This is a genomic window from Flavimaricola marinus (assembly GCF_900184895.1).
Taxonomy (GTDB): domain Bacteria; phylum Pseudomonadota; class Alphaproteobacteria; order Rhodobacterales; family Rhodobacteraceae; genus Flavimaricola; species Flavimaricola marinus.
The window spans coordinates 841,625-855,882 of record NZ_FXZK01000001.1 but is presented as its reverse complement, the minus strand read 5'-3'; the positions used below and the strand labels follow the sequence as shown (position 1 = coordinate 855,882).

Below are 14,258 nucleotides of genomic sequence, written 5' to 3'. Positions count from 1 at the left end.
TGTTGACCCTTAGATAGCGCCTCATCCCCCCCTGAAAATGGGGTGCGACAGCAGATCGCGCGACAGTTTAGCCAGTGCTGAACCGCCATTGCGTCGTCTGGCTGTAAGGCACATCCGGTGTCACCTCGACAGACGGAAATGCCGCGACATTGGGGGCATCAGGCCAGCCCTGCGCCTCGATCGCCAATGCCCTGTAGCCGGGTCGCCCATCAAAGACCTGCACCCCCGGCTCTGTGGTCGCCACCGTCATGCTCACCCCTGACGAGCCGTTGAGCCAGAGCACGTCGCGCAGCGATTGCTTGCTGACCGACAGGCAGAAATTGTGATCGACCGCCGGATTGCCCGGCGAGATCGAGACGGTCCGCCGAAGATCGAATGGTGTCCCTTCGACAAGAGCAATTTCGCCTGTCGGCAACACCGCGTCGTCGATGGGAAGGTAATGGTCGGCAGCCACCCGGATGTCGTGCCCGGCCCATGTCGGCCCGCCATCGAGCGTCCAGTAGCTGTGGTTGGCGAGGTTCATCAGCGTCGGCGCATCGGTCGTCCCGGTGATCTCCAGCTGAAGCGTCGCGTCCGGCAAGAGCCGGAATGTCGCCCGGATGTGCCTGTTGCCCGGATAACCGCCGTCTCCGGCAGCCAGGTCCAGAGTCAGCGTGGCGTGGACCGGCCCGTGATCGGCCACCGTCCAGAGCTTGGCATGGGTGCCGTCCTTGCCGCCGTGCAGGGCATGGGTGCCGTCCTGATTGGCGTCAAAATGGTGCATGACCCCGCCAATAGGCGCTTGCGCCTGCCGCAGCCTGTTGGCCACCGGGCCGACAATCGCCCCGTGATAGCCCATCGACGTCTCGTAATCGGCAAGGTCGGTCGAGCCGATGGTCAGGTCGTGCTCCACCCCTTCCAGCCGCACCGATTGCACAATCGCGCCGAGGGTGAGCAGACCTACCGTCAGCCCGCCGCCGGACAGGACGATCCGGTGCACCGTCTCGCCGTCCCGAGTTGTTCCAAACGGGGTCATCGCGCTTGCCAATGCACACCGGCGGCGGGGATCGTGGTGCCCTGCCACTCCTGCGCCTCGGGCGCGTAGTTGAACACGAAGCGGTGGCTGGCGGTATCCCGCAGCCGCAGCCCTTCGGGCAGATCCATCGGCGTCAACCCGGCCTCTGTCGCCAGATCGCGGATCAGGCCAAAGAACGTCTCGGGGCAAGGCCATCCGGCGAGGGTCCGCAGATGCTTGGTTCCCATGATCGCGGGTTGCCCTGCCGCCGTGCGGCGCAAGACGGGGGCGGAGCCTTCGAAATGCTCGAACCAGTGCCGGAACTCGCCGCCGCCCTCCAACGGTTCGGTCACGATCGGCGGCAGGCTTTCGGTCAGGGCGACGGAGACGTCCAGACCGGGGATATTGGGGCCGAGGGGGTCCGGGATCGACAGCTCGTCGGTCTTGGTATCCGTGCGTGGCCCGATCAGAGCGATGCCTTTGTAGGCGGCGAGGGCGGCGCGCAGCGGATCCGACAGGGTCATCAGGCCGGGGGCCAGGACCACGGCGTAGTCGCTGAGGTCGGCTGCGTCCGGTGGCAGTATGTCGACATTGAGTCCGGCCCGGCGGCAGGCCCGATAGGCGTCAAAGGCCAAGCGGAAGAATCCGAAATCTGCCCCCTGCGGCTGGATTTGCCATGCCCAATCGCTTTCGTAATCAAAGATCAGGGCGACATCTGCCTTTTGCGGCTCCAGCCGACCGAGCGCCGCGACTTCCTCGGCCACTTGGGCTGCCTCGGCCAGGGCGGGCGCAGGTTGGCTGTCTGGGCGCAAGAGGCCCGCGTGCATCTGTTCTTGGGCAAAGGGCGCCTGCCGCCAGCGGAAGTAGCAGACCGCTTCCGCGCCGTGGGCAAAGGCTTCCCACGCCCAAAGCCGGCACATGCCGGGCAGGGGCGCCGGGTTGTAGGGCGCCCAGTTCACCGGGCCGGGCTGTTGCTCCATGATCCACCATCGGCCCCGGCCAACGGCACGATAGAGGTCATGGTGGAAGGCTTGGTTGTCGGGGTGACCCTGCTTGAGAAACCTCGCCTTGAACGCATCGTCGCCTTCGATCCGGTCGAGCAGAAAGCCGAGCGGATAGCTGTCCCATGCCGCGATATCGAGGTCGGCCCCGACCTTGAAGTGATCGAAATCGGTGACCCGGCCCATATAGTTGTGGCTGATCGGTGCGTCGGAGTGTTTGCGGATCTCGTCCACCTGTGCGCGGTTGAACGCCACCACCTGATCCGACGAGTATCGCCGGAAAGCCAGTTGGTGCGGGTGGTTCGGCTCTGTCACCGTCAGGTTTGGCAGGTCGATCTGCCGGAAATCGTCGTAGTCCATAGACCAGAACACATTGCCCCAAGCCCGGTTCAGGGCATCGGGGGATTGGTATTTCTGCGCCAGCCAGTCCTGAAACCCGGTGCGCGCGGCGTCGGAATAGCTAAGCGTGGTGTCGTGGCAGCTGTATTCGTTGTCGGTCTGCCACGCCTGCACATGCGGGTTCTTGCCATAGCGTTCGGCCATCAGCCGGGTGATCCGGCGCGATTCCTCGCGGTAGCCGAGATGGCTGAAGCAATAGTGCCGGCGCGAGCCGAACTTACGCGGCCGCCCCTCTGCATCGACGGCGAGCATGTCGGGATACTTGTCGATCATCCAGCGCGGCGGCGTGGCGGTGGGCGTGCCGAGGACGACCTTGAGCCCGGCGTTGCCGAGCACCTCGATCGCCCTGTCGAGCCATTCCCAGGTGAACTTGCCCGGCTCCGGCTCCATCCTCGCCCAAGCGAATTCACCGATCCGCACCCATGTCAGCCCGGTATGCACCATCCGCGCGGCGTCTTCGGCCCATTGCTCTTCGGGCCAATGTTCGGGGTAGTAGCAGACGCCAAGGGTGGGGTTCATGGAGTGGTCTTTCTAAAGAATAACGCGCGGTTCGGGCTTGCCAGTGGCCGAGACCTGCACGGCGAAGGTTTGCCCGTTGGTCGGGGTCTCGGAGAGATCGTTCTGCGATATCCCGGCGGCAGCCGAAGTGCAGAGCAGGGTCTTGAAATCCGGGCCGCCGAAGGCCGGGCAGGTGGTCTGGGCCGCCGGAAGCGATACCGCCTCGACAAAACCGCCGTCGGTGCCGTAGCAGGCCACCCGCGCGCTGCCCCATTGGGCGCACCATATGTTGCCGGCGGCGTCGGTGACGGCGCCGTCGGGTTTGTGCGATGTCCCGGTCAGGTCGATATGCACCGACGGCTCGCCGACCGGCCAGCCGGTTTCGGGGTCGAGGGGTTGGGCCTTGATCAGCTGGGTGCCGGTGTCGGTGTAATAGGCGACGCTGCGGTCCGGGGCAAAGCAGATGGCGTTGGGTGTCTTGATCTCGGTGTAGAGTGTCCGCAACTCGCCCTTGTAATAGCGATAGATCGTGCCTGCACCGGGTGCGCCGGTCTTACCCATCGTCCCGATCCAGAACCCGCCCCAAGGGTCGGCGCGGCCATCGTTGGAGCGGGTGCCGTCGTTATCCGCCTCCAGCGGGCAGACCTCGGAAGTGGCACCGGTGGTGATGTCGAACCGCAGCAGCGCCTTGGACGAGGCGACGAGCAGGGTGCCCGCGTCGACCCAGCCCGCGGCAGAGACGTGATCGTCGAATTGCCAGTGCTGCCCTTTGCGGTGAAGGCGGCGGGCGAGGATGTCAAACCAGAACAGCTCGCCCCGCTCGGGGTGCCAGAGCGGGCCTTCGCCCAGCAGGCAAACGGTATCGTCATAGATCATGTGCGACCCTCCAAAGCGGCATCATAGGCGGCCACGATATTGGCGGCCCGTTCGGCGACTTCGGCCACGCTGAGACCGGGGGTGTAAAGCGCCGTTCCGATGCCGAAGCCATCGGCGCTTGCCGCCATCCACTCGCCGAAGTTGTCAGGGCCGGCGCCGCCGACCGCATAGACCTGAGTGCCTTCGGGCAGCACTGCCCGCATCGCCTTGATCCCGGCAGGGCCGATCAGCGAGGCGGGAAAGATCTTGAGCCCGTCTGCCCCTGATTTCAGCGCCAGAAAGCACTCCGACGGTGTCATCACGCCGGGCCAGCTGTCCATCCCGGCCTTTTTGGTGGCCACGATCACCCGCTGGTCGCAGTTGGGCGAGACGATCAGCGTGCCGCCCGCATTCGCCACCCGCAACACGTCGTCGGGCGACAGGACGGTGCCGGCCCCGATCTGCGCGGCGGGGTGTGCCTTGGCCATCGCTTCGATCGATTTGAACGGCTCTGGCGAATTCAGTGGCACTTCGATCCGGGTGATCCCGGCGTCGACCAACGCGCCAGCGGTTTCAACCGCCTCTGGCGGTGTGATCCCCCTCAGGATCGCGATGAGATTGCGGGTCATAGCTGGCCTTTCAATATCGTCCAAGCGGCGGTCAGCCCGGCGAGCGTGACGCGCGGGCCGTCGGCAACGGTGGCGGGTGCGCCTTGGCTGGCAAGGGCTTTGACATAGGCGTCGGCGACCGGGCCTGCGCCGATGATGCCGATCTGCTGACCGAGCCAGTAGGGCTTTGTCGCCGCGAGCTCGGCCCCGATCAGCAAGCCCGACAGCCGCGCCTTGGCGGTGGCGTTGCCCAGCCCGTGCAGAAGCCCTTCGGCACGCAGGGCAAAGAGCCGTGCGGCGAGCTTTTCCGGCCGCGACAGGGTGTCGGACAGCGCCTCTGCAAAGGCGGCGTCGTCCCAATCGTCGGAAACGACCGAGTGCTTGAGCACGGTATGTCCCGAGATCGCGGCAAAGAGATCGCCTGTCATGCAGGTCTGAAAGCTGACCACCTCACCTGCGCTGATCTGCACCCATTTGGTATGAGTGCCGGGCATGCAGAGCACGCCGTCCCAGCCGGGATTTAGCGCCAAAAAGCCTGCGATCTGGGTCTCTTCACCCCGCATCACATCGGCGGGGCTGGATTGCGACAGGCCGGGGATGATGTGGACCGATGCGGCGTTCGTTGGAGCCTTGGTAAAGCTGGTCGGCAGGGGCGTGCAGGGCACGGCCTGATAGGCGGCCTCGATCCAACCTTGCCGGGCGCCGACCATGCCGCAGGCAATGGCAGGTGCGGCGGTCCAGTCGCGGGTCAACTCGGCGAAGGCGGCGGGGAATTCAGAGGGTGTCAGAGTGCCCATGCCGCGATCCGAGTGCGCCTCGGCCAGCACGGTGTTGCCCGCAGACATGGCCCAGCCGCGAAGATGCGTGGTGCCCCAGTCGAGGGCGATCCAGTTCGGTGAAATACTCATCCTGTCACGACCACGCCTGCGTCTATCGGCATCACTTGTCCTGTCATCATTCGGCTGGCGGCTGAGGCCAGAAAGAGGGTCCCGCCGACCATGTCCTCGGGTTGGATCGTGTCGGGCAGGCATTGCCGAGCCAGATGCGCGTCGAGCGCCTCTTTGCTTGCCCATTTGTCGATCTGCTTTTGGGTCAGCACCCAGCCCGGCGCGATGGCATTGACCCGGATGCCAACCGGCCCCCATTCGCGGGCCAGCGCCCGTGTCAGCCCGGTGATCCCGGCGTTGGAGGCGACGTAGGGCGCCATTCCGGTGCTGGCCATCATATAGCTGATCGAGGAGTAGTTGATGATGCTGCCGCCGGTTTCGCGCATGGTCTGGGCGGCCTTCTGGGCGGCAAAGAAATAATGCTTGAAGTTCACGTCGATCATCTCTTGCCACATCTGCTCGGTCACGGTGGACGCGTCCATGCGCTGATCGTTGGCGGCGTTGTTGACCAGAACGGTGATCGGGCCGTGCGCCTCTGCCGCGCGATCCATCGCAGCGTGCAACGCGGCGGTGTCGGTTACGTCGCATTGGAGGAACATCGGCGGATTTCCTGTGGCCGCGCTCAGCTCGGCCGCGAAATCGGCGTAGTCGCTGCGCCCGACGAAGGCGACCTTTGCGCCCTGCTCGAGAAAGCCTTTGGTCAGGGCTGCTCCGATGCCGCTGCCGCCGCCGGTGATAAACACCGACGCGCCCTTCAGATCATGAAACGTTGCATGCATCCTCGCCCCTCCCTCGCGGCGCAGATTGCGGTCTGCGGTGGGGGAGTGCAAGGGTCAGGCGGTGCGTTTTCCATAGTAAAGCCCGACCACGTGTTCGGCCTCTGCAAAGAACAGCCAGCGGGTCGCAAAGACGCCGGCGACATGGCTGATCACCGCCAGCCCGGCCAGAACATGGTGGAACGGCAGGATCATCAGCAGGATCGGCAGGCCAAAGCCAAGCCCGAGGCCGATAGCCCGCAGGTTGTGGCTGTGTTTGCGCCCCACGACAAATACGAACTCGCGGAGCAGGTAATTGGTGCCGGTGTGGGGCGGTTCGAACGCCCGGATGCTGCCGCCCTTGAGGCCCGTTGCGCTGGCCAGCGTGGTGCCGGAGTCGCGCAGCCGGCTGTCGCCGCTGATCCAGTAGTAGAGCTGCACCGCCCCGGCGATGGCCAGAAGCGGCAGAGCAAAGCGCAATTGCCCGGCCAGAAGCGCCCCTCCGCCGAGACTGGTCGTCAGGAACATGGCGGGCGTGCTCCAATGGTGCCAGCGCGGCACGGTCTTGAGCTGCGCGTAGATCATCGAAGTGGTCCCCACGGTGCCGAGGCTGAGGACTGCGCCGACGACGCCGAGCACCGCGATGCGCGTGGAGAAGAACACCAGTCCCGCTCCATAAATGGCCATGATCACGAGGGCGCTGACCGCGCACCATGCCTCGCGGCTCAGCCAACTGGTCTGCCATTGGCTGAACGCCTTGATCGCCCGTTCGGGATGGCCGAGGTGAAACGTCGAGGCGAGAAGCCCGCCGACGGCCAGAAGGTAGGCGATGGCAAAGAAGATGAACGCTGTCAGCCCGGTCGGACCTGGCATTCCGAAGCCCAGCCAGAACAGCAGCCCGAAGCCGAGCCCGGACAGTGTGGAAAAGATGATGACGGAAGGAGCGGGATGCATCAGCGGCCTCCGGGCAGCGCGGACAGCGCCTTGTCGAGCCATCCGGCAAAGCCTTTGGCTGTATCGGCGACCGGTTCGAGATAGGGGGCGAGGATGTCGTATTCAGGCTCTGCGTCGCGCGGTCGCGGTGGCAGATACTGGTTGACCGGCTTGGTGCCCATTTCAGGCATCAGGTCAAACCCGCCACGCTCGGCGACAAGCTGGCTGACCTCCGAGTCCGGGTCGCCAAGATCACCGAAATGCCGTGCACCGGCAGGACAGGTGCGCACACAGGCGGGCACACGGTCCACTTCGGGCAGGTTGTCGTTGTAGATGCGGTCGACGCAGAGGGTGCATTTCTTCATCACCTTCTCGGCGACGTCCATTTCGCGGGCACCGTAGGGGCAGGCCCAGGCACACAGGCCACATCCGATGCAGTCGCTTTCGTTGACCAGAACAATGCCGTCCTCGACCCGTTTGTAGCTGGCCCCCGTCGGGCAAACGGTCACGCAGGGCGCGTCTTCGCAGTGCAGGCAGGATTTCGGGAAATGCACGAGCTGGGCATGGCCCTCGTCGGGCTGGACCTCGTAGGAGTGGACCCTGTTGAGGAAGGTGCCGGACGGGTCGGCGCCATAGGGATCCTGATCGCTGAGCGGGGCGCCGTAGTTCTCGGTGTTCCAGCCTTTGCAGGACACCACGCAGGCATGGCAGCCGACGCAGGTGTCGAGATCGATCACGAGGCCGAGCTTCTTTTGGGTTGCGGTCGGGAGTTGGGTCATAGGATGCCTCCTTGCACCGTCATGAACCTGATTTTGCGCGCAAAATCAGGTGCCTCCGGCGGGAGTTTTTCTTCCAAGATGAAGCTGAGCGACGGCTCTTCTTCGGCGCTCCATGTGGCAATGAACCAGATGAAGCTGCCCAAAATCAGGGCGATGAAGGCGGCGATCAGGAGTAGGACCTGTCGATTGGTCATTTGGAGGCTCCTGTCAGGGCGTCACCGCGAAGTGCCAGGCCAAGGGCCGCCAGCAGCAGCCCGATCCCGGCGCCGATCCCGAGCCAGCGTTCGGCCCAGCCTCCCAAGAGGGCGACCAGTCTTGTCGCCGCTGCCCCCATCGCCAAGAGGATGACCCCGTCGATGATCAGGTAGGTTGCGCCGAGGATGGCGACCTGCGGCGCGATCGTCAGCGCGGGGTCGATGAATTGCGGGAACAGGGCTGCAAAGAAGACGACGGCGTATGGATTGGCGGCCGAGGTCAGAAAGCCCCGGCGGAAGGAGGCGGCGGCGGTTGGCGCGCCGCGGGGGGCCGGATGCGAGGCCGACCGGATCATGTTGACCCCGATCCAGACGAGATAAGCGATCCCGAGCCACTTGATCGCGCCGAACGCACCTGCAGAGAGCGCGATCAGCCCGGCGAGGCCGAACCCGGCGGCGCAGATTTGCAGGGCATTGGCACTGAGATCACCGGCCATGACCGGCAGCGAAGGCCGTAGCCCCTGCCGCAAGGCGGAGCCTACGAACAGCAGTTGGCTCGGCCCCGGCGGGTGCGCGAAAAAGATCAGCACCGTCGCGAGATAGATAAGATAGCTGTCCAGAGCGATCATCGGCCTACCTTCCATTTCAGGGAAGACGGCCCCTTTGGCACCGGTGATTTGATCGGCGGGAAGGCCGGTTGCGACTCTGCTGGCGCTGCGGATTTTTCGATCTTGACCCGCAGATCGAACCACGCGGCCTGACCTGTCACCGGATCGGAATTGGAATAACGCATGCCGTCCTCGCGCGGTGGCAGCAGCTCGTGGATCAGGTGATTGAGCAGGAAGCCCTTGGTCGCCTCCGGCGCGTCGTTGTCCAATGCCCAGGCCCCCTTGCGCTTGCCGATGGCGTTCCACGTCCAGACGGTGTTTTCGTTGAGCGCGGCCATATGGGCGACGGGCACAGTGATGCCCCCGTGCGGCGAGGTGACCCGCGCCCAATCGCCTTCTTCAAAGCCGTTCTCCTCCCAGATCTTGGTCGGCACATAGAGCGGATTGCGGCCGTGGATTTGTCGCAGCCAGGCATTCTGCGTTCCCCATGAGTGATACATCGCCATGGGTCGTTGGGTCAGGGCATGGACGGGATATTCCGCCGGGTCTTCGAAGGCGTCGATCATCGGAGCATACCAGATCGGCAGCGGGTCCATCGTGGCCATGATCCGCCCGCGCAGGTGGTCTGGCGGTTGGTGCGAGCCATTGCCTTCGGCGGCGAGCTGCATCCGCCGCAGCGGCTCTGCGTAGAGCTGGAAAATGTAGGGCTGCGTGGTGTCGTAGAACCCCATTTCAACCGCCCAGTCCTGATAGGCCATGTTGAACGGCTTGTAGTAGGCCGCGCCGTCGGGAACATGCTCGGACCAGAAACCGCCGTTCTTGATGTAGCTGGCGATCTGCCCTTCGTTGGGCGTGCCGCGCCCGTGCTGCAGTCCCTTGTCGCCCATCCGCCAGCCCGCCAGCGGCCCGATGCCGGGGCGCCGGATGTGATTGGTGATGTAATCGGCATAGTCGGCGTATTTCTGGCTGCCGTCCTCGTTGACGAAGCCCGGCAAGCCCAGCTTGGCGCCGAGATCGCAGAGCGCCGACTGGAACCCTTTGACGTTGCGGTCGGGCTCGATCACCGGCCAGCGGATCGCGTCGGCCACGGCGTCGGCCTCGCAGATAGGCCGATCCAGCAGGCTGATGCAGTCGTGCCGTTCGAGATAGGTCGTGTCCGGCAGGATCAGGTCGGCATAGGCGACCATCTCGGAGCTGTAGGCGTCGGAATAGATGATATGCGGGATCACGTAGTTGCCGCTCGAATCCTGATCGGTCAGCATCTTCATCGTGCCGTGGGTGTTCATCGACGAATTCCACGACATGTTCGCCATATAGAGGAACAGGGTGTCGATCTTGTAGGGATCGCCCGCATGGGCATTCGAGATGACCATATGCATCATGCCGTGCGCCGACAGCGGGTTTTCCCATGAGAAGGCCTTGTCGATCCGGGCCGGCTGGCCGTCCTCGGTGAGGCAGAGGTCTTCGGGGCCTTGCGGATAGCCGAGGTGCGGCCCGTTGAGCGGCGCTCCGGGGGTGACTTTGCAATGCGGTTTCGGATGGGCGGTGGCGGGCTTGGGGTAAGGCGGCTTGAACCGCATTCCGCCGGGCGTTTCGACGGCGCCGATGATGATTTGCAGCACATGCAGGGCGCGGGCGGTCTGAAAGCCGTTGGAATGGGCCGAAATGCCGCGCATGGCGTGAAAGCTGACGGGTCGTCCTGTCATTTTCGCATGGGTGATGCCGCGGAAGTCGGTCCATTCCCTGTCGAGGCTGATCGCCTCGTCAAAGGCGGTGCGGGCGATTTCGGCGGCGAGTTGCCGGATCCGCTTGGCCGGGATGCCTGTACGGGTGGCCACTTTTTCGGGGGCGCAGTCCTCGCTGAGATAGCGCTCTGCCATGTGGTGCAGGACCGGGCGGTGGCTCACGCCCTTGTGCCGGTAGGTGGCCGACAAATTGGGCTGCACGCCTTGGCCGTCCCACGGGGCGAGCTTGCCGGTGCGGCGGTCGATCACCTGCGGGCGGCCCTCTTCGTCCCGAAGCAAGAGGCCGTTTTGCGGCGACTTGGGGTCTTCGTTCACGAGGCAGGGGGCGTTGGTGAACTGCGCCAGATAGTCCAGATCGAGCTTGCCCGCCTTGAACAGAAGGTGGATCAGCGACAGGATCAGCAGCCCGTCGGTGCCCGGCGTGATGCCATACCAGTCATCGGCCACGGCGTTGTAGCCGGTGCGGATCGGGTTGACGCCGACCATCTTGGCGCCGCGTTCCTTGATCTTGCCGATGCCCATCTTGATCGGGTTGCTGTCGTGATCCTCGGCCACGCCGAACAGGATGAACAGCTTGGTGTGATCCCAGTCGGGCTGACCGAACTCCCAGAAGGCCCCGCCCATCGTGTAGATGCCCGCAGCAGCCATGTTGACCGAACAGAAGCCGCCGTGGGCGGCATAGTTCGGTGTGCCGAAGCTTTGTGCCCAGAGCGACGTGAAGCTCTGCGATTGATCGCGGCCGGTAAAGAACGCCAGCTTTTCCGGGGCCTCGGCCCGCAGCGGGGCGAGCCAGTCGTGGGCGATCTGATAGGCCTCGTCCCAGCTGATCTCCTCGAATTCGCCGGACCCGCGCGGGCCGACCCGCTTGAGCGGGGCGCGCAGGCGGGACGGGGCGTTGACCTGCATGATCCCGGCGCTGCCCTTGGCACAGAGAACGCCCTTGTTGACCGGGTGGTCCCGGTTGCCCTCGATATAGGCGACTTTCCCGTCCTTCAGGTGGACATTGATCCCGCAGCGGCAGGCGCACATGTAGCAGGTGGTCTTGCGGATTTCGTCCGAGACGTGTGGCGAGGTATCAAGGATCGGTTGGGTCAAGTGATGGCCTTTCCAGAGTCAGGCGATGCGGATCAGGCCGATGGTCGCCAGACCGATCAGCAGCGTGAGACAGACCGGTTTGTAGAACGGCTCGAACCTCGGGGTGAACAGAGCCCGCCCGGCGAAGATGCCCAGAAGCGTCGGCGGTATCAAGGCAAGCCCACGGACTGTGGCGATTTGATCCATCGTGCCGATCAGCAGATGCGTGGTCAGCCCGATGAGTCCGGCGCCCATCAGATAGATCGACATGGAGCCGCGCATCACCCGAGCGGGCAGATTGCGGGCAAGCATGTAGAGCGCGATGAACATGCCCCCCGCACCGGACAACCCTGTGATGATCCCGGCGCCGATGCCAGAGCCATAGAGGCCAGACCGCGTCGCCAGAAACGGCATCTTCACCCGCGAGAGCTGCAAGGCGGCCAGCACGATCAGAAGCCCGAGCGCGATGCCTTTCGAGGTCTGCTCCGGGATCGACAGGGTGAGCGATAGCCCGATGGGCAAACCGATCCCCGAGCCGATGATCAGCCCCGTCGCCGTCGACCTGTCGGCATCGGCCAGACCGCCTTTGAACATCACCACGGATGCGGCCATCTCCAGAAACCACAGCATCGGAATGAGTTGCACAGGCGGCAGGAAGATGACTGCCGTGGACATCACGAGCGCCGAAAGGGCAAAGCCCGAGAAGCCGCGCACCAAGCCCGCACAGAATGTGATGGCCGCCAGTGCCATCAGCTGATGCGCGGAGAGGTGCAATAGGTCCGTCATGCGGTCAAAAGCGCCAGTGCGTCGCGGGCGATCTGGCGTTCTTCGTCGGCTTCGATGACGTGGACGGGCAGCGGCCCGAGAAAGGCCAGATGGTCCATGATCGCATCGCGGATCGGAGCGGCGTTCTCGCCGATGCCGCCGGTAAAGGCCACCGCATCGACACCGCCCATCGCGACGATGGCAGAGCCCGCGTGACGGGCCGCCCAGTAGCTGAAATGTGCAGCGGCGAAGCGGGCGTCCGCGTCGCTGCGCGAAAGAATTTCGGCCATGTCGTTGGTCCCGGCGAGCGCCTTGAGCCCGCTTTCGCGGTTGAGCCGCCGATTGGCCTCGTCGATGCCGTGGGCCTCGGCCATGGCAAGCACGGCCATGCCGTCGATCGCCCCGGACCGGGTGCCCATGGTCAGCCCGTCGAGCGGCGAATAGCCCATGGAGCTTGCCACCGACTTTCCGTCCTTGATGGCGCAGAGGCTGGCTCCGTTACCCAGATGCAGGGCCAGGAGGCGGGCAGGCAGCGGATCGATCCGGGTGACGAGGCTGGCGTAGCTGAGCCCGTGGAAGCCATAGCGCCGCAGCCCGGTGGCCCGATCCTCGGCGGGGATCGCATAGGTGGTGGCCACGGCGGCGTTGCTGGCGTGGAAGGCGGTGTCGAAGCTGGCGAATTGCGGCAGATCCGGTGTCAGCGCACGCAGTGCCATGATCGCGGCGAGGTTGGCCGGGTTGTGCAAAGGGGCGAGCGGGATGCAGTCCTCGATCTGCTGGATCGTCTCGGCGGTCAGCCGGACCGGAGCGGTCAAGGTGGCCCCGCCATGCACGACCCGGTGGGCGGCGGCGGTCAGGCTTTCCGGGCCGTGGCCCATGTCCGTCAGCGCGGCGAGCAGTTTTGACAGCGCGTCGGCGTGGTTCTCGGTGCTGACTTCGGATCGGGCGTCCCCGATCTTGAGCTTTCCGGTGCTGCCGATTTCGCTGATCGAGGCGGTGAGCAGGCTTGTCAGATGGCTATCGAACAGCTCCGCCTTGAGCGAGGAGGAGCCTGCGTTGAGAACGAGGATCATGGCCCGGCTCCCGCATGGCGGGGAGGTAGTAGGGGGCGCTGCCCCCGCCCTTCGGGCCCCCCGGAGTTTGTCTGCCAAGATGAAATGGCCAGTAGCATCAACCGGTCATCCCCATGTTGGCGGCGATCACGCCCAATGCGGCGGAGGCGATCCGGTCCGGGGCCTTTTGGCTACGCGAGGTGAGCAGGATCGGCACCTTGGCCCCGAGCACGATGCCGCCTGCGCAACAGCCCATGCCCAGCACCATGATCTTGAACAGGGCATTCCCCGACGTGATGTTGGGGACGACCATGATATCGGCGTCGCCTGCGACTTCGGAGGCGTAGTGCTTTGCCTCGGCGGCCTCCTTGGAAAAGATCAGGTCGAGGGCCATCGGGCCCTGAACGATGGCGCCGGGCAGGGCGGTTTTCGCCCATTCCGCGATTTCGGCGGATTCCATCGTGTTGGGGATCGAGGGGATAGGATCCTCCGTAGGTGCCAGCAACCCGGCCTTGGGGTTCTCGTCGCCCAATGCGCGGGCGAGGGCCACGGCGTGGCTGAGGCAGGCTTTGCGGGTGGCCACGTCCGGGTCGACGTTCAGCGCCGCGTCGGTGAGCAGCAGCGGTCTGTCCGACTGAGGCCCGGTGATGTGGAAGACATGCCCGCAGCGGGTGCCCTTGTCGCGTAGACCGGCCTTGGAGGGCAGCAACCCCTTGAGGAACGTCGAGGTGTGCAGCTGCCCCTTCATGATGCCTTGGGCCTCGCCGTCGCGGGCGAGCGCGGCGGCGGTGGGCGCGGCTGTGTCGTGGGGGGCGTGGATCAGGCGCAGGCCCGAGATATCCCAACTGATTTCCTCGGCGGTGGCGCGGATCTTGGCCTCGTCGCCGATCAGGATCGGATGCGCCAGCCCAAGCTCGGCGGCCTCGCGGATACCCGACAGCGCGTTGACGCTGCCTGCATTGACGAGCGCGACATGCGGCGTGGGCAGGCCCTGGGCCTGGCTCAGGAGCCGCTGCGGTGCGACCGGTTCGTTGGTGGCGAGAAAGGCGAAGGGATCGGCGTTGGGTCGGGTCATGCGGGCTCCTGTCAGATGGACAGACGGTAGCGACTG

14 protein-coding genes are annotated in these 14,258 nt (G+C 65.0%); all 14 read right to left on the bottom strand.

The window, feature by feature from the left end:
- Nucleotides 1-67: 67 nt before the first annotated feature.
- The 14 genes from LOM8899_RS04150 to LOM8899_RS04085 all read right to left on the bottom strand — a co-directional run bounded on the left by LOM8899_RS04150 (nt 68) and on the right by LOM8899_RS04085 (nt 14,222).
- Nucleotides 68-1,015 carry an aldose epimerase family protein gene (locus LOM8899_RS04150; protein WP_093990859.1) on the bottom strand — a complete coding sequence of 316 codons (948 nt, stop codon included), beginning with the start codon at nt 1,013-1,015 and terminating at the stop codon, nt 68-70.
- Nucleotides 1,012-2,913, bottom strand: coding sequence for a beta-galactosidase (locus tag LOM8899_RS04145; protein WP_093990858.1), 1,902 nt, complete (start codon nt 2,911-2,913; stop codon nt 1,012-1,014). The genes LOM8899_RS04150 and LOM8899_RS04145 overlap by 4 nt, the downstream gene beginning before the upstream one ends.
- Nucleotides 2,914-2,925: 12 nt before the next feature.
- A complete protein-coding gene (locus LOM8899_RS04140) occupies nt 2,926-3,768 on the bottom strand; it encodes an SMP-30/gluconolactonase/LRE family protein (RefSeq protein ID WP_093990857.1) in 843 nt (280 codons plus the stop codon).
- A complete protein-coding gene (locus LOM8899_RS04135) occupies nt 3,765-4,376 on the bottom strand; it encodes a 2-dehydro-3-deoxy-6-phosphogalactonate aldolase (protein ID WP_093990856.1) in 612 nt (203 codons plus the stop codon). The genes LOM8899_RS04140 and LOM8899_RS04135 overlap by 4 nt, the downstream gene beginning before the upstream one ends.
- The gene (locus LOM8899_RS04130; protein ID WP_093990855.1) at nt 4,373-5,263 is read right to left on the bottom strand and encodes a 2-dehydro-3-deoxygalactonokinase; all 891 of its coding nucleotides are present in this window, start codon (nt 5,261-5,263) and stop codon (nt 4,373-4,375) included. Before LOM8899_RS04130 ends, LOM8899_RS04135 begins: the two co-directional genes overlap by 4 nt.
- On the bottom strand, nt 5,260-6,021 hold the full coding sequence (locus tag LOM8899_RS04125; RefSeq protein WP_093990854.1) for an SDR family NAD(P)-dependent oxidoreductase: 762 nt from the start codon (nt 6,019-6,021) through the stop codon (nt 5,260-5,262). The genes LOM8899_RS04130 and LOM8899_RS04125 overlap by 4 nt, the downstream gene beginning before the upstream one ends.
- Nucleotides 6,022-6,075: 54 nt before the next feature.
- Nucleotides 6,076-6,951: a dimethyl sulfoxide reductase anchor subunit family protein gene (locus LOM8899_RS04120; protein ID WP_093991409.1), complete on the bottom strand. Its 876-nt coding sequence runs from the start codon at nt 6,949-6,951 to the stop codon at nt 6,076-6,078.
- A complete protein-coding gene (locus LOM8899_RS04115; protein WP_093990853.1) occupies nt 6,951-7,709 on the bottom strand; it encodes a 4Fe-4S dicluster domain-containing protein in 759 nt (252 codons plus the stop codon). Before LOM8899_RS04115 ends, LOM8899_RS04120 begins: the two co-directional genes overlap by 1 nt.
- A complete protein-coding gene (locus LOM8899_RS04110) occupies nt 7,706-7,903 on the bottom strand; it encodes a hypothetical protein (RefSeq protein WP_093990852.1) in 198 nt (65 codons plus the stop codon). Before LOM8899_RS04110 ends, LOM8899_RS04115 begins: the two co-directional genes overlap by 4 nt.
- Nucleotides 7,900-8,532 carry a LysE family translocator gene (locus tag LOM8899_RS04105; RefSeq protein WP_245820425.1) on the bottom strand — a complete coding sequence of 211 codons (633 nt, stop codon included), beginning with the start codon at nt 8,530-8,532 and terminating at the stop codon, nt 7,900-7,902. The genes LOM8899_RS04110 and LOM8899_RS04105 overlap by 4 nt, the downstream gene beginning before the upstream one ends.
- Nucleotides 8,529-11,351 (bottom strand): molybdopterin oxidoreductase family protein, encoded by a 2,823-nt coding sequence (locus tag LOM8899_RS04100; protein ID WP_093990851.1) that lies wholly within the window; start codon nt 11,349-11,351, stop codon nt 8,529-8,531. The genes LOM8899_RS04105 and LOM8899_RS04100 overlap by 4 nt, the downstream gene beginning before the upstream one ends.
- A gap of 18 nt (nt 11,352-11,369) precedes the next feature.
- On the bottom strand, nt 11,370-12,116 hold the full coding sequence (locus tag LOM8899_RS04095) for a sulfite exporter TauE/SafE family protein (RefSeq protein ID WP_093990850.1): 747 nt from the start codon (nt 12,114-12,116) through the stop codon (nt 11,370-11,372).
- Nucleotides 12,113-13,168, bottom strand: coding sequence for an acetate/propionate family kinase (locus LOM8899_RS04090; RefSeq protein WP_093990849.1), 1,056 nt, complete (start codon nt 13,166-13,168; stop codon nt 12,113-12,115). The genes LOM8899_RS04095 and LOM8899_RS04090 overlap by 4 nt, the downstream gene beginning before the upstream one ends.
- 97 nt (nt 13,169-13,265) lie before the next feature.
- Complete coding sequence (locus tag LOM8899_RS04085; RefSeq protein WP_093990848.1) at nt 13,266-14,222, bottom strand: phosphate acyltransferase; 957 nt, start codon at nt 14,220-14,222, stop codon at nt 13,266-13,268.
- Nucleotides 14,223-14,258: the final 36 nt, after the last annotated feature.